The sequence below is a fragment of the Billgrantia antri genome (assembly GCF_019430905.1).
Classification (GTDB): Bacteria; Pseudomonadota; Gammaproteobacteria; order Pseudomonadales; family Halomonadaceae; genus Halomonas; species Halomonas antri.
The window spans coordinates 179,176-204,201 of the sequence record NZ_JAHYCA010000005.1 but is presented as its reverse complement, the minus strand read 5'-3'; the positions used below and the strand labels follow the sequence as shown (position 1 = coordinate 204,201).

Below are 25,026 nucleotides of genomic sequence, written 5' to 3'. Positions count from 1 at the left end.
GTGTCAGCCGCTAATGTGAGGGTCTTGGCGGCGTCTGGCAAGGCGCTGCCAGGCCAGCAGCGCGATGGGCACCAGCGACAGCGGCACCAGCAGGGCGTTGAGCAACGTCCAGCCGAGCAGGTTGACCAGTGGCCCGGCCAGCAGGGCGGTGACGGCCACGGTAGAAAAGACCAGGAACTCGTTGGCGGCCTGGGTGCGCGCCTTCTCCACCGGACGGTAGGCCTCGGTGAGCAGCCCGGTGGCGGGCAGGAAGGTGAAGTTCCAGCCCAGCCCGAGCAGGATCAGGGCAAAATGAAAGCCCGCCACGCCGGCCTCGACCTGGGCGGCCAGACCGCTTGCCGCCAGCAGCACGCAGCCTGCGGCGATCATGCGCGGCGCGCCGAAGCGAGCGGTCAGGTGCCCGGTGGCGAACGAGGGCAGGAACATCGCTAGCACGTGCCACTGGATGGTGGTAGCGACATGGTTGAAGTGGTGGCCGGCGCCGGACATGGCCAATGGCGTGGCGGTCATCGCCAGGTTCATCACGCCGTAGCCGATCAGCGCCGAGAGCACCGCCACGACGAATACCGGCTGGCGCACGATTTCGCCGAGGTGTCGCGGCTGGCCGTCGCCATGGGTCTTCTCGGGTGGTGGCAGCCGGGTGGCCAGCAGCACCAGTAGGGCTACCAGGTAGAGCGCCCCCAGGCCGAGGAAGCTGCCGAGAAAAGGAGTTACGGCCGCTTCGCGGCTGATGCGGGCCAGCCACGGGCCGAAGAAGGCGGCCAGCACGCCGCCGCCCATGACCAGACCAATGGCGCGGTCACGTAGGGCCAGCGGCGCCGCCTCCACCGCGGCGAAGCGATACAGCTGGCCGAAGCCGATACCGATACCGATCAGCCAGGTGCCCAGCATGAACAGCGAGAAGGCCTCGCTGACCAGGGCCTGGGCGGCCACGACCACGCCGGCGAGCCCCAGCAGGTTGCCCAGCAGGAAGCCGCGCTTGCGCCCTAGCCGCGCCATGATCAGCGAAGCGGGAATGGTGGCGCACATCAGCCCCAGCCACTGGGTGGCGACCGGCGCAGTCGACCAGGCCGGATCGGGCGCAAGGCGTGCGCCGATCAGCGGCGAGACTGCGATCAGCAGGATGTTTCCGCTCACCAGCAGCGCCTGGCACAGCGACAGCAGCATCACATTGAAAGGCATGGCAGTCTCCTGGGCAGTTGAGCCATCGTCATGAGGTAGAGTGTGTCGACACCTGGCTTCCCGGGCCAAAACGCTGGTGATACAGAGTGGGAGAAACGCCGTAATGACGCTGGAACAGCCGCCGCAGCTGCTCGGCGCCGCCCAGTTGCCACTGCCGTGCCAGCCGCTCCAGCGGCGGCGGGCGCTCGCTGACCAGCAATGCCTGGCGGGCCTGCTCCAGGCGCAGGCGGGTCAGGTAGGCGCCGGGTGTGGTGGCCAGCTGCTGGCGAAACAGCCGCGACAGGTGACGCGGCGAGACCCCGACCGCTTCCGCCAGTGTCTCCAGGCGGTGGGGTGCGGCGGGGTCGGCGTGGATCCGGTCGAGCAGTTTTCGCAGCGCACCCTGGGCGCGGTTCTGGCTGCGCAGCATCTCGCTGAACTGGGACTGCCCCCCGGTGCGCCGCAGGAACAGTACCAGCTCACGAGCGACCTGCCCCGCCAGGGCGCCGCCATGGTCTGCTTCGAGTAGCGACAGGGCCAGATCGATGCCGGCGGTGACCCCGGCGCTGGTGAAGCACCCGCCCGACTCGACGTAGAGCGCATCCGGCACGACGCGAACCTTGGGGTAATCGCGGGCCAGCCGGTCGCAGTGCCGCCAGTGAGTCGTGGCCTGGCGCTCGTTCAGCAGGCCGGCTTCGGCGAGCAGGAATGCCCCGGTGCAGATCGAGCCCAGCCGGCGGACCTGCCGGGCCTGGTGGCGCAGGGCGTCGAGCAGCTCGGAACGCTGCTGCTGAGCCATGACGCCGCGGCCGCCGGCGATGAGCAGCGTATCCACCGGACCGAGCGTCGAGATGTCGCGCCACCCGGTGTCGGCCAGCAGCGGCAAACCGCCATTGGTCATCACCCTGCCCGGCGCATCGGCGGCAAGATGCAGACGATACAGAGGGGCGCCGCTCAGATCGTTGGCCGAGGCGAAGACCTGCCAGGGCCCACTGACATCCAGCAGCTGGCAGTCCGGATAGGCGAGGATGACGACGGTGCGTGGCATGACGAGCCCTGTCGTGAGGTGTCGTGTCAGTTTCCTGCGAACGAGCGATGTCCACAATGACCAATATCCCACCGATCAGGACATTGCCTCTCGTTTCACTCGGCCAGCAGCCACTGCGACCAGATCGGCGTGGTGGCGATGAGGAAACCGAATCCGGCCAGGACGTGGCCCGGCCAGCGCGCTTGCTGGCGTTTACCCCGACGCTGGGCCAGGGTCAGCCCAGCCAGGCAAATGACCAGCCCGACCAGGTTGAAGACAAAAGTGAACATGCCGAGCAAGGGGGTCATGGCATCTCCCGGACCAAGGGTGGATGAAAAAAACGAAACGCAAGTGCATGCTAACAGGAGTGCAAACGACGAGGACACGACATGAACGAGACGCTGCCGGGCTGCGATGCAGTCATCGCCTTCTGGTTCGAGGAGTTGGCACCCGTCCAGTGGTTTCGCAAGGATGCCGAACTCGACGAGGCGATTCGTCGACGCTTTGCCGCGCTGCACGATGCGGCAGCGGCGGGGGAACTGTGGCGGTGGCGCGCTACGCCCCGGGGACGCCTGGCCGAGATCCTGGTGCTCGACCAGTTCTCGCGCAATCTCTATCGTGACGATCCCCGGGCCTTCGCCCAGGATGCCATGGCGCTCGTATTGGCCCAGGAGGCCGTGTCCCAGGGGCTGGACGGCGATCTCGACGTGACGTGGCGCAGCTTTCTCTACATGCCCTACATGCACAGCGAGTCACTCAAGGTTCATGACGAGGCACTGCGCCTGTTCGACCAGCCCGGGCTCGAGGACAACCTGCGCTTCGAATATTTGCATCGCGACATCCTGCTGCGCTTCGGTCGCTATCCGCACCGCAATGCCATTCTGGGGCGCGAGTCGAGCGCGGAGGAGCTGGCATTCCTGACGGAGCCGGGTTCGTCGTTCTGAGCTACGCTTTTCCCCATGAGTAACCTGAGGCATCATCGAAGATGCCAAGCACGACAGGAAGCACCACTAAGGAGAGGAGGAGTGCTAATGGGCATCATCGCATGGCTGATCATTGGAGGCCTGGCCGGCTGGATCGCCGGCAACATCATGCGCGGCGGCGGGTTCGGCATACTGGGAAACATTGGCGTGGGGATCGTCGGCGCCCTGGTCGGCGGGTTCCTGTTCAGCCTGCTGGGCCTCGAGGCCGGCGGTTTCATCGGCTCGCTGGTCACGGCCACGGTGGGAGCGGTAGTGCTGCTATGGGTCATCGCCAAGGTGCGAAAATCCTAGCTGCGCTTACGGACGAATGGATTCGGCCCGGGCATTAGCCCGGGCCGAGTCGTTTGCATCGTGGAGGGCGAGGCCGCTCTCGCAGGACCTCTAGAACGTATAGCTCACGCCAACGACGGCTACCGGGTAGACCGGCCACTCTTCGGCGTCGCCTTCGAGCCGCTGCTCCTCCTGGCGAATCTCGCGGCGCAGTTGGGCCGATAGCGGATTGTCCGCATTCTCGAATCCTTCCGAGGTTCTCAGCGACACGTCCGGGTCGGTGGGGATCACGCCGACCTCCGCGAACACGCCGATGCCGCTGCGATGCGACTGACGCCAGCCCAGGCCAGCGTAGGGCTGCACGCCATCGGCGAGAGTCACCGTACCGTGCAAGGTACCAAGCGCATCGGCGGAATATTCCTGTCCGTTGAACTGGTAGGTCGTGCCGCGTGGGCGTCCCACCACATCGGCATCGATATCCGGCAGCATGAGGCCGGCGCTGAGAAAGAACCCACTGGCGAAGGGGTAGTAGTCCAGCGTCAGCTTGCTTGCCGCCAAGTTCACGTCACCCTCGTAGTCGACGTCATCGGTGCGGTAATCGGTATTCCAATCCAGCCCGCCGGTGTAACGGGCGGAGACGCCCAGACGTTCACTGAAGCGCCAGGCCAGGTCGGCGCCCGCGCCGGCAGTCCCGGCAACCGCACCCAGCGTGATGCGGCTGTCCTGCGCATACGCTTGGGTCGTGCCCACCAGACACAGGGCGATCAAGCCAGTGGTCGTCATCCCTTTCATCGACTCGCTCCTCGGTTTGCCAGGGTTCGTGGCGATGCACCGCCGCGTTCGGCTAACCAGTATCGACCGGCACCGGGCCGGAGATAACCCGATTAATGTTTTCTTTTGTTGCCATAGTCTGCCGCGATTGGCGGCGCTCGGAGGCGGGACTACCTTTCAGGCGGAGCGCAAAATTCCCGACCGACGGGCCAAGGCGGAACGCCACGTACGCGAGGGAGGAGGGAACCACATTGGCGAAAGGAGCAAGAGCATGGCGAACAATCCCCATACCACGCCCAACGGCGGCAAGCCCAACGATACCCACTTCAAGACCCACGAGAACAGCAAATCGGACAACCTCGAGAAGTACCGCAGCGATGCCACCGGACACGATCTGCGCACCAACCACGGCACGCGAATCGCCGACAACCACAACTCGCTGAAAGCGGGTGAGCGAGGGCCGACGCTGCTCGAGGACTTCATCTTCCGCGAGAAACTCAACCACTTCGACAACGAACGCATACCCGAGCGCATCGTGCATGCCCGTGGCGCTGCGGCGCACGGCTACTTTCAGCCTTACGAGAATGCTGCCCAGTACTCCAAGGCGAGCCTGTTCCAGGACCCCGACAAGAAGACACCGGTCTTCGTGCGTTTTTCCACCGTACAGGGCTCGCGTGGCTCCAACGACACGGTGCGCGACGTGCGCGGCTTCGCCACCAAGTTCTATACCGACGAGGGAAATTGGGACCTGGTGGGCAATGACATGCCGGTATTCTTCATCCAGGATGCGATCAAGTTCCCCGACTTCGTGCATGCGGTGAAGCCCGAGCCGCACAACGAGATCCCCCAGGGGCAGTCGGCCCACGACACTTTCTGGGACTTCGTCTCGCTGATGCCTGAATCGACCCATATGGTGCTGTGGACCATGTCCGATCGCGCCTTCCCGCGCCACTACCGCAACATGGAAGGTTTCGGCGTGCACACCTTCCGCCTGATCGACAGGCAGGGCAAGGCGCGCTTCGTCAAGTTTCACTGGAAGCCGCTGGCCGGCACCTGCTCGCTGATCTGGGACGAGGCGCAGAAGCTATGGGGGCGCGACCCCGACTTCAACCGGCGCATGATGTGGGAGGACATCGAGAACGGCGACTACCTCGAGTACGAATTCGGTATCCAGGTGGTCGAGGAGGAGGACGAGCACAAGTTCGACTTCGACCTGCTCGATCCGACCAAGATCATTCCCGAAGAACAGGTGCCGGTCACGCCGATCGGCAAGATGGTGCTCAACCGCAATCCGGACAACTATTTCGCCGAGACCGAGCAGGTCGCCTTCAACCCGGCCCACGTGGTGCCGGGGATCGATTTCAGCAACGATCCGCTGCTCCAGGGGCGGCTGTTCTCCTACCTCGACACTCAAATGCTGCGCCTGGGCGGGCCTAACTTCCACGAGATCCCGATCAACCAGCCGGTTTGCCCGTTCCACAACAATCAGCGCGACTCGATGCACCGCCAGACCATCAACAAGGGGCAAGCGTCGTATGAGCCCAATTCCATCGACGGTGGCTGGCCCAGCGAGACCCCGGCGGCGTCGGAGAACGGCGGCTTCGAGTCCTACCAGGAACGCATCGACGCGCACAAGATCCGTTCTCGCAGCCCCTCGTTCGGCGATCACTACTCCCAGGCCACGCTGTTCTGGAACAGCCAGACCGAGGTGGAGAAGGAGCACATCATTGCCGCCTACACCTTCGAACTCTCCAAGGTGCAGCGTCCCTGGATCCGCGAACGGATGATCAAGGAGATCCTGCCCAATATCGATCTCGAGCTGGCGCGCCGGGTCGGCGAGAACCATGGTATCGAGGCGCCGAGCACCAAGCCGGCGCCGCCAGAGGAGCTGGGCAAGAGTTCACAGCTGGAATCGCCTGCCTTGAGCCTCATGGCTCGGCTGCCGGGGAACGTCCAGTATCGCAAGGTGGCGATCCTGGTGGCCGATGGCGTCGATGGCGATCAGGTCGAGGCGCTCAAGAAGAAGCTTCAGGCGGAAGGCGCCCAGGGCATGGTGATCGCGCCGAGCATGGCGCCGGTGAAGGCAGCAGGAGGGGCGAGTGTGACACCCGATGCCATGCTAAACGGCATGCCCTCGGTCGCGGTGGATGCGGTTGTCGTGCCCGGCGGCAGTGGTAGTGTCGATACGCTGACCCGGTCGGGGCAGGGACGTTACTACGTGCAGGAGGCCTACAAGCATCTCAAGGCGATTGCCGCCGTGGGCGAGGGTAAGCTGTTGCTGGATGCGGCAGACGTGCCCACCGGCGAGGAGGGCGTGCTGACCGGCGCCAAGGTCGATGACGTCTTCACCCCATTGCGTGAGGCCATGGGGCAGCATCGGGTGTGGTCGCGGGACCCCAAGGCCAACGACATGCCGGCCTGATAGCCTACTACGCTCGGCGATATGGCGTTAGATTTCGCTTGTGACCCACATGGATGTGGGAGATGCGTTGGCCCGCAGGGAGTGGGCCTAGCCCTCGCCTTCGCTCATTACGGCTATCCTACGAATGAAGCGCCTGCCAGTAGTGGCAGGCGCTTTTCAGTGGGCTAAGTCAGGCGGTGGCCTTACTGCCGACCAGTTCCTTGAGCGCGGCTTCGACGATGTCCAGGCCTTCCTCGAGGATCTCGTCCTCGATGGTCACCGGCATCAGGAAGCGGATGGTGTTGCCGTAGAGGCCGCAGGAGAGCAGGATCAGCCCCTTCTCGCGGGCCTTCTTGCACAGCGCGCCGGCCAGGTCGGCGTCGGGCGTGTGCTGGGCCTTGTCCGATACCAGATCGATGGCGGCCATGGCACCCATGTTGCGGGCGTTGTCGACGCAGTCGAAATCGCTCTGCCACTGGCTGAAGCGCTTGGCCAGCTTGTCGCCCAGCGCCATGCTCTTCTCGAGGATGTTCTCTTCCTCGAACACGTCGAGCACCGCCAGGGTCGCAGCACAGGAGAGCGGATTGCCGGTGTAGGTGCCCCCCAGCGAATTGGGGCCGGAGGCGTCCATCACCCGGTCGGTACCCACCACGGCCGAGATCGGCATGCCGTCGGCCATGCTCTTGGCCATGGTGATGATGTCCGGCTCGACGCCGCTGTGCTCGATGGCGAACAGCTTGCCGGTACGGCCGAAGCCCGATTGCACCTCGTCGACGATCATCAGCATGCCGTGCTCGTCGCAGATCTCGCGGATCGCCTTGAGGAAGCTGGCCGGGGCGGGGTAGAAGCCACCCTCGCCGAGGACCGGCTCGAGCACGATGGCGGCGGTGTCGCGGGGGTTGGCGTCGGTCTTGATCGCCATCTTCAGGCCGCGGATCGCCTCGTCTTCGCTGACGCCATGGTAAGGCACCGGGTAGGGGGCACGGAACACGTTGCCGGGCATGCTGCCGAAGTCGCTGGCATAGGGCGCGACCTTGCCGTTCATGGCCATGGTCATGAAGGTACGACCGTGATAGCCGCCGTCGAAGCAGATCACGTTGTTCTTGCCGGTGGCGGCGCGGGCAATTTTCACCGCGTTCTCCAGCGCCTCGGCGCCGGAGTTGGCCAGCATCACCTTGGCGTGGCCGCGCACCGGCGTGACCTGACTCAGGCGCTCGGCCACCTTCACGTAGCCCTCGTAGGGCATCACGGTCTGGCAGGTGTGCATCACCTTGTCGAGCTGAGCCTTGACCGCCTCGACCACCCTGGGATGACGGTGGCCGATGTTGAGTACGCCGATGCCGCCGGCGAAGTCGATGATACGGTTGCCGTCGGCGTCCCAGATCAGCGCGTTCTCGGCGCGATCGGCGAACTGGGTGGCGGGGCTCGCGGCGCCGTTGGCCACGTAGCGCTGCTTGAGTTCGTTGAGCTGTGCGTTATTCATCTAGCCTCCCTTCACATGTGGACGTTGCGGGCGATCAAAGGCCGCCGACACAGACGTATTTTAGTTCAGTGAATTCATCCAGGCCGTGATGTGAACCCTCGCGGCCCAGGCCCGACTCCTTGACGCCGCCAAAGGGCGCCAGTTCGGTGGAAAGAATGCCTTCGTTGACGGCCACCATGCCATACTCCAGGCCCTCCATCACATGCCAGATGCGGCGATAGTCTCGGGCGTAGAAATAGGCCGCCAGGCCGAATTCAGTGGCATTGGCCATGGCGATGGCCTGTTCGTCGCTGTCGAAGCGAAATACCGGCGCCAGCGGGCCGAAGGTCTCCTCGCGGGCGACATGCATCGCCTCGGTCACGTCGGCGATGACCGTGGGCTGGAAGAAAGTGCCGCCCAGCGCATGCGGTTCGCCACCGCACACCAGCCGGCCGCCCTTTTCCAGTGCATCGGCGATGTGGGACTGAACCTTGTCCACCGCAGCCGGGTTGATCAGCGGTCCCTGTACCACCCCGTCGTCGAGGCCGTTGCCCACCTTGAGCTGGGCAACCCGGGCGGCGAGCTTTTCGATGAAGGCGTCGTATACGCCGGACTGGACCAGCAGACGGTTGGTGCATACGCAGGTCTGGCCCGAATTGCGGTATTTCGAGGCCACAGCACCCTCGACCGCGGCGTCCAAATCGGCATCGTCGAAGACGATGAAGGGCGCGTTGCCGCCGAGTTCCATGGAAGCCTTCTTCACCGTACCGGCACATTGGGCGAGCAACTTCTTGCCTACCCGTGTGGAGCCGGTGAAGGAGACCTTGCGTACCCTGGGATCGGTGGTCAGCACCTCACCGATCTCGGCGGGGCGGCTTGCCGTCACCACGTTGAGCACGCCGGCGGGGAAGCCCACCTCCTCGGCCAGCCTGGCCAGGGCCAGGGCGGTCAGCGGCGTGGCCTCGGCGGGCTTGATCACCACTGGACAGCCTGCCGCCAGGGCCGGGGCGCACTTGCGGGTGATCATCGCCAGCGGAAAGTTCCACGGGGTGATGGCCGCCACCACGCCGATCGGCTCGCGAAAGACCAGGATGCGCTTGTCGGCGCCATGGCTGGGCAGGGTCTCACCAGCCATGCGCTTGGCCTCTTCGGCGTAGAACTCGACGAACGACGCACCGTAAGCGACCTCGCCGCGAGACTCGGCCAGCGGCTTGCCCTGCTCGAGAGTCATCAGCCGGGCCAGCGACTCCTGATGCGCCATGATGGCGTCGAACCAGGCACGCAGCAGGGCGGCGCGCTGCTTGGCCGTCTGGCGGCGCCATGCCGGCCAGGCCGCTTCGGCTGCCGCTACGGCATCACGGGCGTCGTCGGCGGTGAGGTCAGGGACGCTGGCCAGCGTCTCGCCGGTGGCGGGGTTGGAGACGCTGAAGCGGCGCTCGGCGTCACGCCACCGGCCGTCAATGTAGGCCTTGTCGATGAAGATCTCGGCAGAGAGAGACATGGTTGCTCCGGGGTGTTGATTATCTTGTCTGGTGAGTGTGCATTATTTAAAACATTCCGCCAAGGCCCTCAACACGGGCTCCACCCTTTTTTACCGCCCGTAGCCATCGGCGTGCGCCGCGCTTTCCGCTACACTAGGCGCCGATTTCCCCGATGCGGCAGCGCTGCATCTTTATTCTGCTGGTTGAACGTCGAGGTGAGACTTGGTCGATCCCCTTTACGCCTGGTGGGCTCAGCAGCTGGTCCTGTGCGACTGGGACTTTCAGCCCGAACCCAACACGATCGAGGCCAAGGCAGCCGGCGACAGGTTGCAGGCGCTGGGCGTCAACGATCGCGGAGAGTTGGGCTGGCGTCTGGTCGAGGCCCTAGGTACTGGCAGTGCCGATCCGGCGCGCTTGCTGGCGGCTCTTGAGCTGCTTGCCCTGGCAGGGTCGGCCGGTTGGCTCGGTGAGCGGCGGCTGCGCAGTTGGCTGGTGCGGCTGACCGACGAGATCACGCGCCAGTACTCCGATCTGGAGAGCTGGCTCGAGGCGTTGCGCCATGCCAAGAGCGCAGAGGGCTGGGTGCGAGGCAACGATGGCTTCTGTGAGGCGTGCGAGGCATTGGCCGTGCTCGAGCGTGACGGCGAGGGAGTCACCTGGGATACCCTGGTCGGGTGGGTTGCCCAGCAGTGCCAGGATAAGTCTCTCTCGCTCTGGCCTGACGCGCCTCATGCGCATGGCTGGCGCCTGCGGGCGGCTTTCGCTCCGGTACTGGAAGAGCCGTCCGGCGCGGTGGACTGGCCCGATGCCAAGGCATGGCTGTGGCAGTACTGGCAGATCGACGACCGCACTGGGTTGATCCAGAGTCTGCTTTGGCTGTCGGGCTATGGTCATCGGCAAGGCTGGGATCTCGATGCCACTCGCCTGCTGGCGGCAGCCGGCGAGGAACGCCAGGCGTGGCTCGGAGGTCTCCCCAGCGCCGAGCGCGACTACGGTAGGGTGCTGCTGGCCTTCATCGAACGCGGTGAGCCTCTGGAATGGGCTGCCTGGGACTGGCTGCGACTGGTCGATCTGGCCTGGGCGGGCGCCTGTGCGGGCTGGCTCGACGTGACAGAAGCCAGGGATTTTGCCAATCATGGCGCCGATCTGGTGCTGCGCCGCTACAGTGATTGGTCGGCGCTGGCGCGGGCTTATCAGCGTGGCTGCAGCCTGTTCGAGGGCCACGATCGACTAGCGGACATGCAGCGAGACTGGGGGCTGCTGCTCAACTCGCCGGTGAGCCCCTGGCGGACACCGCTGCAACAGCTTCTCGAGGAGGAGGTGCGGGAGGGGGCGCGACGTTCGATCCTGGCCTGGCGACGTTCGCCCCGGCATTGGGTCCTGGCGCTGGCCTCGGTGCGCGAGCCCGAGTTCGGCATGCGTCAGGGACCGGCCTTGCCGGTCGCCGTCGAGCGGCGGGCCGAGGCCATGCACTATCTCGAAGCGACCCTGGGATTGCACCCCGACGAAGGGGTGGAGGCACTCACCCGCTACTGGCTACCGGCCCAGGCACACCATCTCAATCAGTTGGCCGCCGATGCCGCCCATGGCGCTCTGCCCGCGGCGACCACCCTGTTCGGACGGCCCGAGGCCGAAGACCTGGACAGCCTCGCTGCGCTTAAGCAGGGCAGCCGCCATGCAGCCACCATTCACATGGCCGAAAAATACGCTTTCTATTTGCAGATGGCCATGGATAGCGAAGCGTTCGACAGCGAGGCGCTGGATGCACTGGCCGAGGCGCTGCGCGACACGCTGTGCCGCTTCTATCCCGACACCCGACGCCTGCTCGAGGCCTGGGTGCAGTGGGAGCGCCTGCTACCGGAAGGCGAGCATCCGCCGCTGACCAATGAAATCCGCTGGCATCTGGACGATCCGGGGAGTCCGTTTCATTGGCTTGACTGGCATTCGACCCAGTGGCGTGAGCCAGGCCCGCGTCCGACGCTGTCGCGTTTCACCGCCATGGCACTGGCGGGACCACTGAACAATGCCGTGTGGAGCGAACCGCACGTGGAGAGCGAACGGGAGGCAGTGTCGCTTCGCGAGTGGATCGACGGGCACTACGGCCTGCATGGCCGGGACGAGCTCACCGAGTTTCTCGATTTCCTGTTCGAAGCGGGCGATCGGCAGGAGTATCAGATCAATTACGCACCCTATACCTTGAATGCCCAGCGGCTGGCCTCGGAAATCGCCATGCTGGAGACAGGCGATTGCAGCGAAGAGGATCGCACCCACCTGCTGCGCCTGCAGCGGGTGCGTGACAATACCGACGGCTGCAATGAGCTGGACATGACCGCCTGGGACGTGGCCCAGGCGGTGGATCTGGCTATTGCCGGACGCCAGCTAGGCTGGTTGGACGGGGCGGCTTTCGGTCGTTTGCTGGAACGTGCTCACGCGCTGGCGGCGGCCCATTACGGTAGCTGGGAGGCCTACGCCCGCGGTCTTTACGCCGGGTTCTCCTTCTTCATGGGCGAAACGCCTGAGCGCGAAGGCTTCCTGAGCGGCTTTCGCCAGGCCCTGGTCGCCTGGCTCTCAGGGGCGCCGCCGCTGGCCGGCCCCTGGGCCAGTCTGGATTTTCCCGGCGCCAGACCGCGACACTGGGCGCCGATGCACATCGACACGCTGCCGGGCGACGTCAAGACGCTACATTAGGGCTCGCTCTGGTCAGGAAATGTGGTTTATAGTCAGCTGGTTTATGAAACGGCTCCGTATGTGGCGGAGCTTTCACCCATGATATCGTGAGCCGCTACAAGGCCGCTCTGGCAGTGGTACGGGCGCGGGGCGCCAAGCACCACTACCACAGCGATCCTCCCGGGTTCGTCAGGTAGGGCAATTTGCCCGGCCCGTGGACGCGTGCGGCTCAGGGAATGAGGACTTCGCAAGCATGGTTGCCACGGGATCGAGTCGTATCGCGGTGCTCGGTGTGTCGCTGGCGTTGCTTTCGGGGTGTGCTGGAACGTCGGGGACGTCGCTTGAAGCACCGGACGATTATTTTACACGCCAGCTGCCAGGCATGTCGTCTTCCGCCAACCCGCTGATGTCGCCGGTGGACAATCCCATCCTCCAGGTCAGCAGCCTGCACCACCCACCGCCCGAGCTGATTCGTCAGGCCCTGCTGGCACAGCACGAACGTTGGGCCGGCACGCCTTATCGAATCGGCGGCACCGGACGTAACGGCATAGACTGCTCCGCCTTGGTACAGAACGTGTTCAACGAAACCTTTCGCCTGCAGTTGCCCCGCTCCACCAGTGGTCAGGTACGAGAAGGCACCCAGGTTTCGCGAGATGACCTCCAGGTCGGCGACCTTGTGTTCTTCCGTCCGCCGGGACGCTACGACCATGTCGGCATCTACGTCGGCGACGGCTACTTCCTCCATGCTTCCACTTCCCAGGGCGTGATGCTGTCCGAACTCGACAATAGCTATTGGCAGCGCTACTACTGGCAGGCGCGCCGGACCCTGGAGCCGACCACCCTGGCACAGCGCGTCATCGAGCCGGGCGAAGGCTGAGAAGAGAAGAGTCGAGCGCTGGCGTTTCACGGTCATAAGACTTCGCGGTGGGCGATGACGTACTCCACGAAGGCGCTCTCTGCTCGCGACAGGTAGGCGTCCCGCGCCCAGGCCAGTGACAGCTCCAGCCAGGCCGGGTTGGCGAAGGAAACCGCCGCTAGCCCGGGCTCGTCCACCACCCGCCGTAGGAAAGTGGTGATGCCGAAGCCCTGGCGCACTATCGCCTTGGTCAGCGGGATCAGGTTCGACTGGAAGGCGATATTGGCGGCAAGGCCGGTCTGGCGCGAGAGCGCGTCGACGAACTCGCGATGAAAGTAGCCATCCTGGAACAGCACCAGCGGCTCCTGGAAGAATTCTTCTGCCGTCACGCAACGACGTCCCGCAAACGCATGAGCCCGTGGCACGCATACCACCATCTCTTCGCGTATCAGACGCCGACGCTCCAGATGACGGCTCTGCACATCGTCGATGACGACGCCGAGATCCAGCTCGCCGTCGGCGATCATACGCTGCAGCCGGCGCGCGCCGGCTTCCACTACGGTCAGGCGGATGCCGGGATGTTGCGCCTTGAAGCCCATCAGCAGCGGCGGGAAGTAATACGAGCCGAGCATCGAGGGGATGCCGATGCGAACCTCGCCCTTGACCAGCCCGTGAAGTTCGCGCATGGCCAGGTGGGCGGCCTCGGCCCGCTCCAGTAGCTCCCGGGCATGGGCATAGAGGGCCTCGCCCTCGGGTGTCAGGGCGATGCGTCGCTCATGACGATGAAACAGCGTCAGCTCCAGCTGGCGCTCGAGGTTGGCGATGGTCTGGCTGACCGCGGACTGGGCCACGTGAAGCTCACGTGCAGCGGCGCTGAAGCCGGCTCGGTCGGCCACCATGACGAAGACGCGCAGGGCACGCAGGTCGAAGGGGATTGCCAAGGGCGTTTCTCGATAAGCTGAGCAGATGGTTGTAATCGTTTAATTCTGTTTGGCTTATCATACGTCAGGATCGATCATGGCGGTCAATGTTTCTGTACAGGTGTTCGGCATGATCGTCGCTCATTCCCGCGCCTGGTGGCGCGCCACCCTGGCGCTCTGCCTCGGCTCCATCCTGGTCTTCGTCAATCTCTACGCGCCGCAGCCGCTGCTGCCGGAGCTGCGTCAGCTGTACGGCGTATCGACCCTGGGTGTCAGTCTGGTCATGTCCTTGGCGACACTTGCGCTGGCCGGGGCGCTGCTGGTCTTCGGTCCGCTGTCCGATGCCATCGGTCGCGGCGGGATCATGCGCGTGACGCTGCTGCTGGCCGGGTTGTGCTCGCTGGTGCTGGCCTTCGCTCCCACTTTCGAGGTGCTGCTGGCGGTGCGCCTGGTACAGGGCTTCGTACTCGGCGGGCTGCCGGCGGTGGCGATCGCCTGGATGGGCGACGAATTCGAACGACCGGCGCTGATGGCGGCGGTGGGCCTTTACATCGGCGCCAATACCCTGGGTGGCATAGGTGGCCGGCTGATCGGTGGCGGTGTGGGAGAGGTCGGCGGCGCGGGCGCCGGCTTTCTGACAGTGGGCCTGGTGACCCTGGTCGGCGTGGCACTGTTCTGGAAGCTGTTGCCTGCGCCGCATCAGTTCACGCCACGCCGTTTCGAACTACGTGGTGCCCTGGCGGACCTGAGCGGGCATCTGCGCCAGCCGCTGTTGCTCGCCGCCTACCTGCTCGGTGGCCTCAACTTCCTCATCTTCATCAATCAGTACAGCTATATCACCTTCCGCCTGGCCGAGGCGCCTTATGGGCTGGGTGCCCGCTGGCTGGGCCTGATCTTTCTCACTTACCTGGGCGGTACCCTGAGCTCGTCGCTTTCGGGCCGACTGACGCGTCACCTCAGCCAGCCGGTCTGCATGGCGCTGGGCGTCTTGATTCTGATGTTGGGAACGCTGATCACCCTGGCGGACTCGCTGGGCTGGATAATCGTTGGACTGACCGTCAATGCGGTAGGCTTCTTCCTGGCTCACTCCATGGCCTCGAGCTGGGTCGGGCGCCAGGCACAGCGGGCGCGAGGCAGCGCCTCGGCACTCTATCTGGTCTTCTACTACCTGGGGGCGAGCCTGGGGAGCCTCTGGCTCGAGCCGTTCTGGCAGCGCGGCGGCTGGCTCGGCGTGGCCATCGGCTCCTGGTTGATGCTCGGTGTCACGCTCGGCATCGCCCTGTGGCTATGGCGCAGCGAATGCTGCCCGGCGCAGGCATCAGTGGCTCGCTAGGCCGCCTGCCTCGTCGCCCCAGATCTCCTCCAGGCGCTCCTCTCGACCGCAGGCCGACTTGTAGAAATTGTAGCGCACGGGATTCTTGCGGTAGTAGTCCTGATGGGACTCCTCGGCAGGGTAGAAGGCCTCGAAGTCGCTGATCTCGGTGACGATTTCCTTGTCGAAGCGCTCGGCGAGTTCGGCGCGCGTGGCCTCGGCCAGCTCACGCTCCTCCTCGCTGGCGGTATAGATCACGCTGCGGTAGCTCTCGCCCCTGTCGCAGAACTGGCGATCGACGGCGAAGGGATCGACGTTGCGCCAGAAAACGTGCAGCAGTTCGGCGTAGTCGACCTCAGCGGGGTCGTACTCCACCCGGACCACTTCGGCGTGTCCCGTGTCGCCGTCGACCACCTGGCGATAACTGGGGTTCTCGAGGTGACCACCGCTGAAACCGGACGTGGTCGAGATCACGCCCTCGACCTTGTCGAAGGCCTCTTCCACGCACCAGAAGCAGCCACCGCCGAATACCGCACTGGCAGTTGCTTCGTCCGCGAGGCCCTTGCCAGGCACCACCAGGAGAAACGGTATCCACGGCAAAACGTTGCGTATTCCGATCATGACGGCCACCTCGTTGCAATGCGTTGCAGAGTGTAAGGTTGGAAGCTATCAGGCGACACAGGTTCCGTATAACCTCTGTTTAGTGTATCTCCAATCCGGGAGTCGCCCGTGGCGCATCGTCGTCTACTTCTCTTGCTCGTACTGGCTGCCATCGTGGCCGTCTATTTTCTCAGCGGTGCCGACGAGGCACTGACGCTGGCCAACCTGCAGGCCGAGCAGGCTCGCTTCCAGGCCTGGCTGGCTGATGAACCGGTCACGGTGGTAGGGGGATTCTTCCTGCTCTACGTGCTCATGGCAGCGCTGTCGCTGCCCGGTGCCGCAGTGATGACGGTGTTGGGCGGCGCCCTGTTCGGGCTCGGCTGGGGACTGCTGATCATCTCCTTTGCGAGCACGCTGGGAGCGACCCTGGCCGCCCTGATCGCACGTACCCTTGCCCGCGCGCCGCTGGAGAAGCGCTTTGCGGGGCAGCTCGAGCGTATCAATGCCGGTATTCGTCGCGAGGGTGCCTTCTATCTCTTCACCTTGCGCCTGATTCCGCTGTTTCCTTTCTTCGTCATCAACCTTGTGATGGGCCTGACCCGCATGCGCCTCTGGACCTTCTACTGGGTCAGCCAATTGGGCATGCTGCCGGGAACGGCGGTATACGTGAACGCCGGTCGCGAACTCGGCAACCTGCAGTCGCTGTCCGACGTCCTTTCGCCGGGGCTGATTGGCTCGTTCGTTATGATCGGTCTGTTTCCCTGGCTGGCTCGCGGCCTGGTGGCCATCGCCAAGCGTCGCCGGCTGGCGCGGCGCTTCCGCCGTCCGACGCGCTTTGATTACGACATCTTGGTGATCGGCGGCGGCTCGGCGGGGCTGGTGGCAAGCTACATCGCGGCGGCAGTGAAAGCGCGAGTGGCGCTGGTGGAACGAGACAGGCTGGGCGGCGACTGCCTCAATACTGGCTGCGTGCCGTCGAAGGCGTTGATACGCGCCTCACGGGTGGCCGAAGAAATTCGCCGGGCCAACCGTTACGGTATCGATACCGGCGAGCCGCGAATCGATTTCGGCGCGGTGATGGCTCACGTGCAGCGCGCCATTCGCGAAGTGGAACCGCACGACAGCCGCGAGCGCTACGAAGGGCTCGGGGTGGAGGTGTTTGCCGGCGAAGCCCGCCTCCAGGACCCATGGCGGGTTCGTGTAACGAGCGGCGCAGGCGAGCGAGTGCTGACTGCACGGCATGTCATCATCGCCAGCGGGGCCAGGCCGAAGGTGCCGCCACTGCCCGGGCTCGAGCGCATCGATGTACTGACTTCGGACAACCTGTGGCAACTCGAGATGCTTCCCGAACGGCTAGTGGTGCTGGGCGGCGGTCCCATCGGCTGCGAGCTGGGGCAGAGCTTTGCCCGCCTGGGTAGCCACGTGAGTCTGGTCGAGATGGGGCCCCAACTGCTGCCCCGCGAGGATAGCGATGCCGCCGAGCTGCTGCGCCACTGCATGGAGAAGGAAGGGGTATCGCTATGGCTCGACACGCGCGCCGTGCGTGTGATCGAGGAAGTGGATGCTGAGGGCGGTCATGTGCTGGAGGTGGAGAGTCACCAGGCCTCGGGGGAGGTCGAAGTGCACCGCCTGCCCTTCGATCGCCTGCTGGTGGCGGTGGGGCGCCAGGCCAATGTGGCCGGCATGGGGCTCGAAGCGCTGGGCGTCGAGACGCGGGAGGACGGCACCCTGGCGGTGGACGAGAGCCTGCAGAGCGTACTGCCCAACGTCTGGGCCTGCGGCGACGTGGCCGGTCCCTTCCAGTTGACTCACGCCAGCGCACATCAGGCCTGGCATGCCACGGTGAACGCTCTGTTCGGCGAGTTCAAGCGCTTTCGCGTCAGCTACCGGGCGCTGCCTGCCGTGACCTACACCGAGCCGGAGGTGGCGCGCGTCGGGCTCAGCGAGCGCGAAGCGCGCGCCCGCGGCATCGACTTCGAGGTGACGCGCTACGAGCTTGCCGAGCTTGACCGGGCCATTGCCGAGGGGCAGACCGAGGGCTTCGTCAAGGTGCTGACGGTACCAGACCGGGATCGCATCCTGGGAGCGAGCGTAGTCGGGCAGGGGGCCGGCGAACTGCTGGCCGAGTTCACCCTGGCGATGACCCACGGCATCGGCCTCAACAAGCTGCTGGGGACGGTACATCCCTATCCCTCCTGGTCGGAGGCGGCCAAGGCCACCGCGGGCATCTGGAAGAATGCCCACAAGCCCGAGCGCCTGCTCAGCTGGCTCGAGCGTTACTTTGCCTGGCGTCGAGGGGGAGGGTCGGCAGCGGCTGCGACGGAGGAGATGAGGAGGAAGGATGCTTGACCGCTGGACCATGCCGCTGACGCAGGCCCCTCTCGCCGCCGTGGCGCGGCGTCTCCAGGCATGGGGTATAGAGCCCGACCAGGTGACCGCGACGTCCTTCGTCATCGGCATGCTCAGCCTGCCGCTGCTGGCGCTGGAGTGGTATCTGGCCGCCCTGGCGGCGATCCTGCTCAACCGCCTGGGCGACGGTGTGGATGGCGCTCTGGCCCGGCTTACGGGCCGCTCCAGCGATGCCGGCGGCTTTCTCGACATCGGTCTCGACTTCGTCTTCTATGCCGCCGTGGTGCTCGGCTTTGCCTTGGCCGATCCCAGCACCAACGCGCTGGCGGCGGCCTTTCTGCTGTTCGCCTTCATCGGCACCGGCACGTCGTTCCTGGCCTTTGCCATCATGGCGGCCCGGCACGGGCTCGAACGGCCGCGGTTCCAGCAGAAGGCCTTCTACTATCTGCACGGCTTGACCGAGGGCACCGAAACCATTCTGGCTTTCGTGCTGTTCTGTCTGCTGCCGCACCATTTCGTCCTACTGGCCACGCTGTTTGCCGTGGCATGCCTGGTCACTACCATCACGAGGATATGGGGAGGCTATCGTACCTTGCGAGGTCTGCAGGCGGTGCGGGACGGCAGACCAACCGGACCACGCTGAGCAGGCTGCCGACACAAAAGGGGCAGCCCCTTGGCTGCCCCTTTCTGGCTCAAGATCAGTGCCGCGTTCAGTGCTGGTGGCCGCCTTCGCCATGCACGTGACCATGCTCGATCTCTTCCTGGCTGGCTTCGCGCACGTCGGAAATCTCGACGTCGAAGTTGAGCTTCTGGCCGGCCAGCGGATGGTTGCCGTCGACCGTCACTGTGTCGCCCTCGACGCTGGTCACGGTGACCATCAGCGGGCCGCCCTGGGTCTGGGCCTGAAACTGCATGCCGGGTTCCACGGATTCGACGCCCTGGAAGGCATCACGCGGTACTTCCTGCACCAGCTGAGGCTGTACCTCGCCGTAGCCCTCTTCGGGAGAGACGGTCACATTGAGCTTGTCGCCGGCTTCACGGCCTTCGAGCTGCTTCTCTAGTCCCGGGATGATGTTACCGGCGCCGTGAAGATACGTCAGCGGCTGGCGGCCCTCCGAACTATCCAGCACCTCACCTGCATCGTTGGTCAGGGTGTAGTGGAACGCGACAACGGAATTCTGCGCAATCTGCATTGATGAACCTTTCGGTGAGTGCATGTAGGCACCATGGTAACGCGCCATCCCTGGGCTGTCAGGGGGAATGCGGTATTTTCAGCTTGTCGAAGATTGGCCTGAGATTCATTCACGCCTTTTGGCGTGGTTGCGCCCTCCTGGCCCCACGGCTACCCTAGCGTGATCCCCATTTTTCTGTGCATCTGAGCCCAACCTCTTGCCTGGAGCGAATCCATGACCGAAATCGTGATCTGGCTGATTGCCTTCGCCCTCATTCTGTTCTTCAGCATCAAGCTGTGGAAAACCTCCGTCAGTGCCGGTCTGAACAAGGTCATGCCGCGGGTCATCAAGAGCGATGACGATAACCGCTGGGTGTGGTCCATTGCCCTTGCCGTGCTGGGCGCCACGACGCTGGTGCGTCCCATCGACATGCTGCTGACGGCGATCGTCATTGCCATTCTGGCACTGATCGTCAAGAAGCTTGCGGGCTGGGCCATGGGCAAGGCCAACTTCCACTGAGGCCTCACGTGCCAGTGTGAGGTGGTGCCGCCCGACCAGGTGGTACGGCAACGAAAAGGGCTCGCAGCTTGCACTGCGAGCCCTTTTGCATGATATCGGCCTTCGCCGTTCCGCTAGTAGGGTGCCACGCTGACGTTGGCGCCGCTGCCGATCATGCGCACCCGTTGCCCGACCTGGTAGGGTCGGTCGGCCTTCTGCACGATGACGACGTTCTGGCCGTCGTCGCGGCGGATCTCCATTTCCCAGGCGCGTACGCGGTTGGCGGATTCCTCTACGGCGCTACCCGCCACGGCACCACCGATGACGCCAGCAGCCGTGGCCAGCTGGCGACCGGAACCGCCACCCACCTGGTTCCCCAGCAGCCCACCGATCACGGCGCCGCCGCCGGTTCCGATAATTCCGCCCATGCGGCTATCGGCCTGGATCTGCACCTGCCGCAGCGCGGTGATGGTGCCGAAGGTCACGGTCTGGGCTGTCTGGGCCTGATTGCCGCGGTAGACGTCACCGCCCATGGTCGAGGTATTGGCACAGCCGGCCAGGGTCAGCATGCCGAGGGCCAGTACCGGAAGAAGTCGCTTCATGTACACCTCCTGAAGGCAAGACGAGTCCTGGGTCTTGGTGGCTTCCGTCATTGCCGAGTTTAGAGAAACGCTGTTTGCGAATCAGCTTAACCACTCATTTCTCGTTTGACCAGTGAGTCGGTCCATGGGTCCGCTTCGCTTGCCTGCAAAGCGGGTAAAGAATGTGAAAATGGTCGAGAAGAAGCTGCAGGATGGAGGGCGAGGGGAGCGAACAAAAAAGGGAGGCGCTAGGCCTCCCAAGGGTTCCAGTCGTTTACTGCTTTGCCATGCTCAGCCGAACTGGTTCATGGTGTTGTCCTTGCCGCCGGCCTTGAGCGCCGCTTCGCCGTGGAAGAACTCCTTGTGGTCGTCGCCGATGTTGGAGCCGGCCATGTCCTGGTGCTTGACGGTGGCGATGCCTTCGCGGATCTCGCGGCGCTGCACGCCCGCCACGTAGGCCAGCATGCCTTCGTCGCCGAAGTAGCCCTTGGCCAGGTTGTCGGTGGACAGGGCGGCAGTGTGGTAGGTCGGCAGCGTGATCAGGTGGTGGAAGATACCCGCTTCGCGCGAAGCGTCGCGCTGGAAGTTCTGCGTCCACTCGTCGGCCAGCTTGCCAAGCGGGGTGTTGTCGTACTCCTCGCTCATCAGCTTGCTGCGATCATAGGCGGAGACGTCCTTGCCTTCCTTCTCCCAGGCGTCGAATACCTGCTGACGGAAGTTCAGGGTCCAGTTGAACGAGGGCGAGTTGTTGTAGACCAGCTTGGCGTCCGGCACGACTTTACGGATGCGGTTGACCATGCTGGCGATCTGACCGACATGGGGCTTCTCGGTCTCGATCCACAACAGGTCGGCACCGTTCTGCAGGCTGGTGATGCAGTCGAGCACCACGCGATCCTCGCCGGTGCCCGGCTTGAACTGGTAAAGGCCGGAGGCCAGTCGCTTGACCTTGACCAGCTTGCCATTCTGCTTGATCACGACATCGCCGTTGTCGATGTCAGAGGCGGAGGTGATTTCGTCGCCGTCGAGGAAGCTGTTGTACTGGTCGCCCAGGTCGCCCGGTTCCTTGGTCACGGCGATCTTCTGGGTCAGGCCGGCGCCCAGCGAGTCGGTGCGGGCGACGATCACGCCATCTTCCACGCCCAGCTCGAGGAAGGCGTAGCGCACGGCATTGATCTTGGCCAGGAAGTCCTCGTGGGGCACGGTGACCTTGCCGTCCTGGTGGCCGCACTGCTTCTCGTCGGAGACCTGGTTCTCGAGCTGGATGCAGCAGGCACCCGCTTCGATCATCTTCTTGGCCAGCAGATAGGTTGCCTCGGCGTTGCCGAAGCCGGCATCGATGTCGGCGATGATCGGCACCACGTGGGTCTCGTGGTTGTCGATCTTGGCGATCAGTTCGTCGGCCTTGGCCTGGTCGCCGGCCTTCTGGGCCGCTTCCAGGTCGCGGAACAGGTGATTGAGCTCCCAGGCGTCCGCCTGGCGCAGGAAGGTGTAGAGTTCCTCGATCAGGCCCGGCACGCTGGTCTTCTCGTGCATGGACTGGTCGGGCAGCGGGCCGAACTCGGAGCGCAGGGCGGCGACCATCCAGCCGGAGAGGTAGAGATAGCGGCGCTTGGTGGTGCCGAAGTGCTTCTTGATCGAAATCAGCTTCTGCTGGCCGATGAAGCCGTGCCAGCAGCCCAGCGACTGGGTGTACTGGGCGCTGTCCGCATCATAGGCGGCCATGTCCTCGCGCATGATCTTGGCCGTGTAGCGTGCGATGTCCAGGCCGGTCTTGAAACGGTTCTGGGCACGCATGCGGGCGGCATTCTCGGGGCTGATGCTCGCCCACTTGCCCTGCTGGGCTTCACGCAGTTGAGCCAGTGCCTTGATGTCATCTTTGTAGGACATGGAGCTTTCTCCCTCGGGTCAGGTTCGGGCTGGCAGGGGTGAGCATTTTGCTGCGCCTGCGAAATGAGTTCAGGTTCGGCTAACGAAAGCGGCTTGTCTCTGCTGCCTTGGTCGAACCTTGGCGATTTGAAACGAATGTATGACTTCGACTACAGAAAAACATCGAACAATCGTTTTGTCTCTCGCCTTGGGAAGCACTATGGCCCAGATGACGCGGGATGAACAATGGTCACTTAGGGGGAGGAAGGGTTGTAGTTTGACTACAAGGAGGCCGTAGGCCTCCCTGTGTTGTAGTCGTTTTTCGTTTGAGGGAGTGGGGTGGCTCTAGTGATCAGCCAGCAGCAGGCGCATGTTGCGGTGCGGGATTCCTGCCTCCAGGAAGGTTTCGCCGAAGGCGGTGAACCCCAGGTTCTCGTAGAAGGCGAGGGCGTGGGTCTGGGCGGCGAGTTCGACCTGTCGATGGCCGCGGCGGCCTGCTGCATCGATGGCGGCCCGCATCAAGGCGGCGCCAATGCCCAGTCCACGCGCTGCGTCGAGCACGGCGACACGCCCGATATGACCATCGGGCAGAAGCCGGGCGGTGCCCAGCGGGGTGCCGTCGCCCAGGGCCAGGAAATGACGGCAGGCATCGTCGCGCCCGTCCCACTCTTCCTCCTGCGGCACCTGCTGTTCCTCGATGAAGACCACACGACGGATCTCGCCAGCCTGGGCGCCGAGCTCGGCCCAACTGCCTTCACGAATCTCGATGATGCCGGACATCGTCACTCCTCTGTTTCCTCTAGCCAGGTCAGACTGCCCGCATCGAGCAGCGCGGCCAGCAGCTCGGCGGCGCCGGGGTACTCGAGCAGGTCGCCGTCCAGTGTCGACGCCCTGGCGAGGGTGCGAGCCAACGGCAGCGCACAGATCACGCCGTCACCGTCGGCAAACAGCGTGGCGGTCTCGTCGTCCAGCGCGCGCCAGGCGAAGCGCGACCCGGGACAGCGCACGAGCGCTTCTCCGTCCTGTAGTAGCGTGACAAGTTCCTCGACGTCCGTCGATGTCTCGCTGGGGACCAGTTGGTCGGCGTACTTGGGCTGGGTCATCACGCGGCCGAACCACTGGGCAAGCTGTGCCGGGTCGTCGAGGGTCGAGAGGATCAGGTGGCGCATGCGTTCAAGAGCGGCGTCGTCGAGCTCGGCTGGGTCGCTGGGAGGCGTCATGCCGGCATCGCCGTAGCGCAGCGAGGGGGGCAGCTGCTCACCGAGGTAGTCGGCAAAGGAGGTAATCGCCTCGTCCGCCGAGGGGGCGCGAAAGCCTACCGAATAGGTCATGCAGTCGTCGCTCTGGCTGACGCCGTGATGCGCCCAGCCCGGCGGTAGGTAGAGCATGTCGCCCGGCTCCAGCACCCAGTCGTCGCCAGGCTCGATCTCGAAGCGCTCGAGGATGCGCAGGTCGATGCCGGCGATGATGGGGGCATCGTCGGGTACCTTGCCGCCGAGCTGCCAGCGGCGCCGGCCCAGCCCCTGCAGCAGGAAGACGTCGTACTGGTCGACGTGGGGGCCGACACTGCCGCCGGGTGGGGCGTAGCTGATCATGACGTCATCGAGGCGCCAGCTTGGCAGGAAGTCGAAGAGTTCGAGCAGTTCGGCCACCTCGGGGACGTAATGGTCCACGGCCTGCACCAGCAGGGTCCAGTCTCGCTCGGGCAGCTCACCGAACACGGCCTCGTCGAAGGGGCCGTGGCTGACCTGCCAGGGGCCGTCGGGGCCTGCCTCTTCGATCAGGCGGGCTTCGACGCCCTCTTCGCAGGCGAGCCCGGCCAGCTCGTCGGGGTCGAGCGGGCTCTCGAAGTCGGCAAGGGCGCCACGTATCAACAGGGGCTGGCGCTGCCAGTAGTCACGCAGGAACTCGGCAGGCGTCAGGCCGCCGAGCAGGCTGAGAGGAGCGTCGCTTGGCATGATGTCTCGCTATTCGGCAGAAGGCGCGAAGAGCCGCAGGGCGCCGATGGCGTCCCTGCGGGTGAAAGGGGTAATGGTAGCGTATCGCGAAGCGAGAGGCTTAGCGGTTGGCGCCGGGTACCCACAGCACGTCGCGCTGGCCATTGTCGTTGGCCCGGCGCGCGATGACGAACAGCAGGTCCGAGAGGCGATTGAGATAGCGTAGTACCTCGGGGTTGACCGGTTGTTCCGCCATCAGCGCCGTCACTTGGCGCTCGGCGCGTCGTGCCACGGTGCGTGCCAAGTGCAGGTGGGCGGCCAGCGCCGTGCCTCCGGGCAGGATGAATGAGCGCAGGGTGGCGAGCTCGGCATTGTAGGCATCGATTTGCGCCTCGAGATAGTCGACCTGGGCCGCCGTGACCCTCAGCGGCGGGTATTCGGGTGCCTCCTGCTCCGGGGTGCACAGGTCGGCGCCAACGTCGAACAGGTCGTTCTGCACCCGGGTCAGGAGATCGCGCTGTTCGCCCTCGGCGTGCAACAGGGCCATGCCGATGACGGCGTTGCTCTCGTCCACGCTGCCGAAGGCTTCCACGCGTGGGTCGTGCTTGGGCACGCGGGTGCTGTCGCCCAGGCCGGTGTCACCCTTGTCGCCGGTGCGGGTGTAGATCTTGGTCAGCTTGACCATGGCGCCTCCTGGTGCGTCTCCGGACGG

General features: G+C 64.7%; 23 protein-coding genes. 9 read left to right on the top strand and 14 right to left on the bottom strand.

Translation table 11 applies throughout. The annotated features are described in order from the left end of the window. Positions 1 to 3: 3 nt before the first annotated feature. The 3 genes from KPL81_RS14550 to KPL81_RS14540 form a co-directional block, all read right to left on the bottom strand. The gene (locus tag KPL81_RS14550; protein ID WP_219792796.1) at positions 4 to 1,182 is read right to left on the bottom strand and encodes an MFS transporter; all 1,179 of its coding nucleotides are present in this window, start codon (positions 1,180 to 1,182) and stop codon (positions 4 to 6) included. 28 nt (positions 1,183 to 1,210) lie between these two features. Beyond that, positions 1,211 to 2,209: a GlxA family transcriptional regulator gene (locus tag KPL81_RS14545; protein WP_209477438.1), complete on the bottom strand. Its 999-nt coding sequence runs from the start codon at positions 2,207 to 2,209 to the stop codon at positions 1,211 to 1,213. A gap of 95 nt (positions 2,210 to 2,304) precedes the next feature. Then, positions 2,305 to 2,496 carry a hypothetical protein gene (locus KPL81_RS14540; RefSeq protein WP_209477440.1) on the bottom strand — a complete coding sequence of 64 codons (192 nt, stop codon included), beginning with the start codon at positions 2,494 to 2,496 and terminating at the stop codon, positions 2,305 to 2,307. A gap of 81 nt (positions 2,497 to 2,577) precedes the next feature. Between KPL81_RS14540 and KPL81_RS14535 the strand changes: the two genes are divergently transcribed. Together KPL81_RS14535 and KPL81_RS14530 are read left to right on the top strand one after the other, a co-directional pair. Next, positions 2,578 to 3,132, top strand: coding sequence for a DUF924 family protein (locus tag KPL81_RS14535; RefSeq protein WP_209477442.1), 555 nt, complete (start codon positions 2,578 to 2,580; stop codon positions 3,130 to 3,132). A gap of 87 nt (positions 3,133 to 3,219) precedes the next feature. Further along, complete coding sequence (locus KPL81_RS14530; protein WP_209477444.1) at positions 3,220 to 3,462, top strand: GlsB/YeaQ/YmgE family stress response membrane protein; 243 nt, start codon at positions 3,220 to 3,222, stop codon at positions 3,460 to 3,462. 90 nt (positions 3,463 to 3,552) lie between these two features. On the opposite strand, the gene KPL81_RS14525 is transcribed toward KPL81_RS14530, so the two are convergent. Continuing rightward, positions 3,553 to 4,233, bottom strand: a complete 681-nt coding sequence (locus KPL81_RS14525; RefSeq protein WP_240549293.1) for a hypothetical protein — start codon at positions 4,231 to 4,233, stop codon at positions 3,553 to 3,555. On the opposite strand from KPL81_RS14525, the gene katE reads away from it, so the two are divergent. Continuing rightward, positions 4,154 to 6,634 carry a catalase HPII gene (gene katE, locus KPL81_RS14520; RefSeq protein WP_338035630.1) on the top strand — a complete coding sequence of 827 codons (2,481 nt, stop codon included), beginning with the start codon at positions 4,154 to 4,156 and terminating at the stop codon, positions 6,632 to 6,634. The two genes, KPL81_RS14525 and katE, sit on opposite strands and share 80 nt — an antisense overlap. A gap of 169 nt (positions 6,635 to 6,803) precedes the next feature. Here katE and gabT read toward each other — a convergent pair whose 3' ends face one another. Together gabT and KPL81_RS14510 are read right to left on the bottom strand one after the other, a co-directional pair. Beyond that, positions 6,804 to 8,096, bottom strand: a complete 1,293-nt coding sequence (gabT, locus tag KPL81_RS14515) for a 4-aminobutyrate--2-oxoglutarate transaminase (protein WP_209477448.1) — start codon at positions 8,094 to 8,096, stop codon at positions 6,804 to 6,806. A 34-nt stretch (positions 8,097 to 8,130) separates the two neighbouring features. Beyond that, on the bottom strand, positions 8,131 to 9,576 hold the full coding sequence (locus tag KPL81_RS14510) for an NAD-dependent succinate-semialdehyde dehydrogenase (protein ID WP_209477450.1): 1,446 nt from the start codon (positions 9,574 to 9,576) through the stop codon (positions 8,131 to 8,133). A gap of 202 nt (positions 9,577 to 9,778) precedes the next feature. Here KPL81_RS14510 and KPL81_RS14505 point away from each other — a divergent pair, with 202 nt between their 5' ends. Further along, a complete protein-coding gene (locus KPL81_RS14505; RefSeq protein ID WP_219792794.1) occupies positions 9,779 to 12,244 on the top strand; it encodes a DUF1266 domain-containing protein in 2,466 nt (821 codons plus the stop codon). 232 nt (positions 12,245 to 12,476) lie between these two features. Continuing rightward, positions 12,477 to 13,100 carry a C40 family peptidase gene (locus tag KPL81_RS14500; protein WP_219792793.1) on the top strand — a complete coding sequence of 208 codons (624 nt, stop codon included), beginning with the start codon at positions 12,477 to 12,479 and terminating at the stop codon, positions 13,098 to 13,100. 32 nt (positions 13,101 to 13,132) lie between these two features. Here the strand turns inward: KPL81_RS14500 and KPL81_RS14495 are convergent, their stop codons facing one another. Further along, a complete protein-coding gene (locus KPL81_RS14495; protein ID WP_219792792.1) occupies positions 13,133 to 14,020 on the bottom strand; it encodes a LysR family transcriptional regulator in 888 nt (295 codons plus the stop codon). 109 nt (positions 14,021 to 14,129) lie between these two features. Between KPL81_RS14495 and KPL81_RS14490 the strand changes: the two genes are divergently transcribed. Then, entirely contained in the window at positions 14,130 to 15,332 is a 1,203-nt protein-coding gene (locus KPL81_RS14490; protein WP_219792929.1) for an MFS transporter, read from the top strand. Here KPL81_RS14490 and msrA read toward each other — a convergent pair. After that, positions 15,318 to 15,932, bottom strand: coding sequence for a peptide-methionine (S)-S-oxide reductase MsrA (gene msrA, locus KPL81_RS14485; RefSeq protein ID WP_219792791.1), 615 nt, complete (start codon positions 15,930 to 15,932; stop codon positions 15,318 to 15,320). The two genes, KPL81_RS14490 and msrA, sit on opposite strands and share 15 nt — an antisense overlap. Positions 15,933 to 16,040: 108 nt before the next feature. Between msrA and KPL81_RS14480 the strand changes: the two genes are divergently transcribed. After that, positions 16,041 to 18,260 carry an FAD-dependent oxidoreductase gene (locus KPL81_RS14480; protein WP_219792790.1) on the top strand — a complete coding sequence of 740 codons (2,220 nt, stop codon included), beginning with the start codon at positions 16,041 to 16,043 and terminating at the stop codon, positions 18,258 to 18,260. After that, on the top strand, positions 18,253 to 18,903 hold the full coding sequence (locus tag KPL81_RS14475) for a CDP-alcohol phosphatidyltransferase family protein (protein WP_219792789.1): 651 nt from the start codon (positions 18,253 to 18,255) through the stop codon (positions 18,901 to 18,903). The genes KPL81_RS14480 and KPL81_RS14475 overlap by 8 nt, the downstream gene beginning before the upstream one ends. Before the next feature lie 67 nt (positions 18,904 to 18,970). Here KPL81_RS14475 and KPL81_RS14470 read toward each other — a convergent pair whose 3' ends face one another. Continuing rightward, a complete protein-coding gene (locus KPL81_RS14470) occupies positions 18,971 to 19,453 on the bottom strand; it encodes an FKBP-type peptidyl-prolyl cis-trans isomerase (RefSeq protein ID WP_209477464.1) in 483 nt (160 codons plus the stop codon). 213 nt (positions 19,454 to 19,666) lie between these two features. On the opposite strand from KPL81_RS14470, the gene KPL81_RS14465 reads away from it, so the two are divergent. Further along, positions 19,667 to 19,951, top strand: a complete 285-nt coding sequence (locus KPL81_RS14465) for a hypothetical protein (protein WP_219792788.1) — start codon at positions 19,667 to 19,669, stop codon at positions 19,949 to 19,951. Between the two features lie 113 nt (positions 19,952 to 20,064). Here KPL81_RS14465 and KPL81_RS14460 read toward each other — a convergent pair whose 3' ends face one another. From KPL81_RS14460 to KPL81_RS14440, 5 genes are all read right to left on the bottom strand, one after another. Next, on the bottom strand, positions 20,065 to 20,532 hold the full coding sequence (locus KPL81_RS14460; protein WP_219792787.1) for an outer membrane lipoprotein: 468 nt from the start codon (positions 20,530 to 20,532) through the stop codon (positions 20,065 to 20,067). A 270-nt stretch (positions 20,533 to 20,802) separates the two neighbouring features. Next, the gene (locus KPL81_RS14455) at positions 20,803 to 22,398 is read right to left on the bottom strand and encodes an isocitrate lyase (RefSeq protein WP_219792786.1); all 1,596 of its coding nucleotides are present in this window, start codon (positions 22,396 to 22,398) and stop codon (positions 20,803 to 20,805) included. A gap of 324 nt (positions 22,399 to 22,722) precedes the next feature. Further along, positions 22,723 to 23,157, bottom strand: coding sequence for a GNAT family N-acetyltransferase (locus KPL81_RS14450; RefSeq protein ID WP_219792785.1), 435 nt, complete (start codon positions 23,155 to 23,157; stop codon positions 22,723 to 22,725). A gap of 2 nt (positions 23,158 to 23,159) precedes the next feature. Continuing rightward, positions 23,160 to 24,335, bottom strand: coding sequence for a cupin domain-containing protein (locus tag KPL81_RS14445; RefSeq protein ID WP_219792784.1), 1,176 nt, complete (start codon positions 24,333 to 24,335; stop codon positions 23,160 to 23,162). A gap of 100 nt (positions 24,336 to 24,435) precedes the next feature. Next, on the bottom strand, positions 24,436 to 24,999 hold the full coding sequence (locus tag KPL81_RS14440; protein WP_219792783.1) for a cob(I)yrinic acid a,c-diamide adenosyltransferase: 564 nt from the start codon (positions 24,997 to 24,999) through the stop codon (positions 24,436 to 24,438). Positions 25,000 to 25,026: the final 27 nt, after the last annotated feature.

Excerpts from the sequence above, each read along its gene's own strand:
- KPL81_RS14510 (WP_209477450.1), bottom strand. The coding sequence starts at position 9,576 with ATGTCTCTCTCTGCCGAGATCTTCATCGACAAGGCCTACATTGACGGC.
- msrA (WP_219792791.1), bottom strand. The coding sequence starts at position 15,932 with ATGATCGGAATACGCAACGTTTTGCCGTGGATACCGTTTCTCCTGGTG.
- KPL81_RS14525 (WP_240549293.1), bottom strand. The coding sequence starts at position 4,233 with ATGAAAGGGATGACGACCACTGGCTTGATCGCCCTGTGTCTGGTGGGC.
- KPL81_RS14535 (WP_209477442.1), top strand. The coding sequence starts at position 2,578 with ATGAACGAGACGCTGCCGGGCTGCGATGCAGTCATCGCCTTCTGGTTC.
- KPL81_RS14550 (WP_219792796.1), bottom strand. The coding sequence starts at position 1,182 with ATGCCTTTCAATGTGATGCTGCTGTCGCTGTGCCAGGCGCTGCTGGTG.
- KPL81_RS14445 (WP_219792784.1), bottom strand. The coding sequence starts at position 24,335 with ATGCCAAGCGACGCTCCTCTCAGCCTGCTCGGCGGCCTGACGCCTGCC.
- katE (WP_338035630.1), top strand. The coding sequence starts at position 4,154 with ATGCGGCTGTCCTGCGCATACGCTTGGGTCGTGCCCACCAGACACAGG.
- KPL81_RS14465 (WP_219792788.1), top strand. The coding sequence starts at position 19,667 with ATGACCGAAATCGTGATCTGGCTGATTGCCTTCGCCCTCATTCTGTTC.
- KPL81_RS14455 (WP_219792786.1), bottom strand. The coding sequence starts at position 22,398 with ATGTCCTACAAAGATGACATCAAGGCACTGGCTCAACTGCGTGAAGCC.
- KPL81_RS14440 (WP_219792783.1), bottom strand. The coding sequence starts at position 24,999 with ATGGTCAAGCTGACCAAGATCTACACCCGCACCGGCGACAAGGGTGAC.
- KPL81_RS14490 (WP_219792929.1), top strand. The coding sequence starts at position 14,130 with ATGATCGTCGCTCATTCCCGCGCCTGGTGGCGCGCCACCCTGGCGCTC.
- KPL81_RS14530 (WP_209477444.1), top strand. The coding sequence starts at position 3,220 with ATGGGCATCATCGCATGGCTGATCATTGGAGGCCTGGCCGGCTGGATC.
- KPL81_RS14470 (WP_209477464.1), bottom strand. The coding sequence starts at position 19,453 with ATGCAGATTGCGCAGAATTCCGTTGTCGCGTTCCACTACACCCTGACC.
- gabT (WP_209477448.1), bottom strand. The coding sequence starts at position 8,096 with ATGAATAACGCACAGCTCAACGAACTCAAGCAGCGCTACGTGGCCAAC.
- KPL81_RS14450 (WP_219792785.1), bottom strand. The coding sequence starts at position 23,157 with ATGTCCGGCATCATCGAGATTCGTGAAGGCAGTTGGGCCGAGCTCGGC.
- KPL81_RS14460 (WP_219792787.1), bottom strand. The coding sequence starts at position 20,532 with ATGAAGCGACTTCTTCCGGTACTGGCCCTCGGCATGCTGACCCTGGCC.
- KPL81_RS14545 (WP_209477438.1), bottom strand. The coding sequence starts at position 2,209 with ATGCCACGCACCGTCGTCATCCTCGCCTATCCGGACTGCCAGCTGCTG.
- KPL81_RS14540 (WP_209477440.1), bottom strand. The coding sequence starts at position 2,496 with ATGACCCCCTTGCTCGGCATGTTCACTTTTGTCTTCAACCTGGTCGGG.
- KPL81_RS14500 (WP_219792793.1), top strand. The coding sequence starts at position 12,477 with ATGGTTGCCACGGGATCGAGTCGTATCGCGGTGCTCGGTGTGTCGCTG.
- KPL81_RS14475 (WP_219792789.1), top strand. The coding sequence starts at position 18,253 with ATGCTTGACCGCTGGACCATGCCGCTGACGCAGGCCCCTCTCGCCGCC.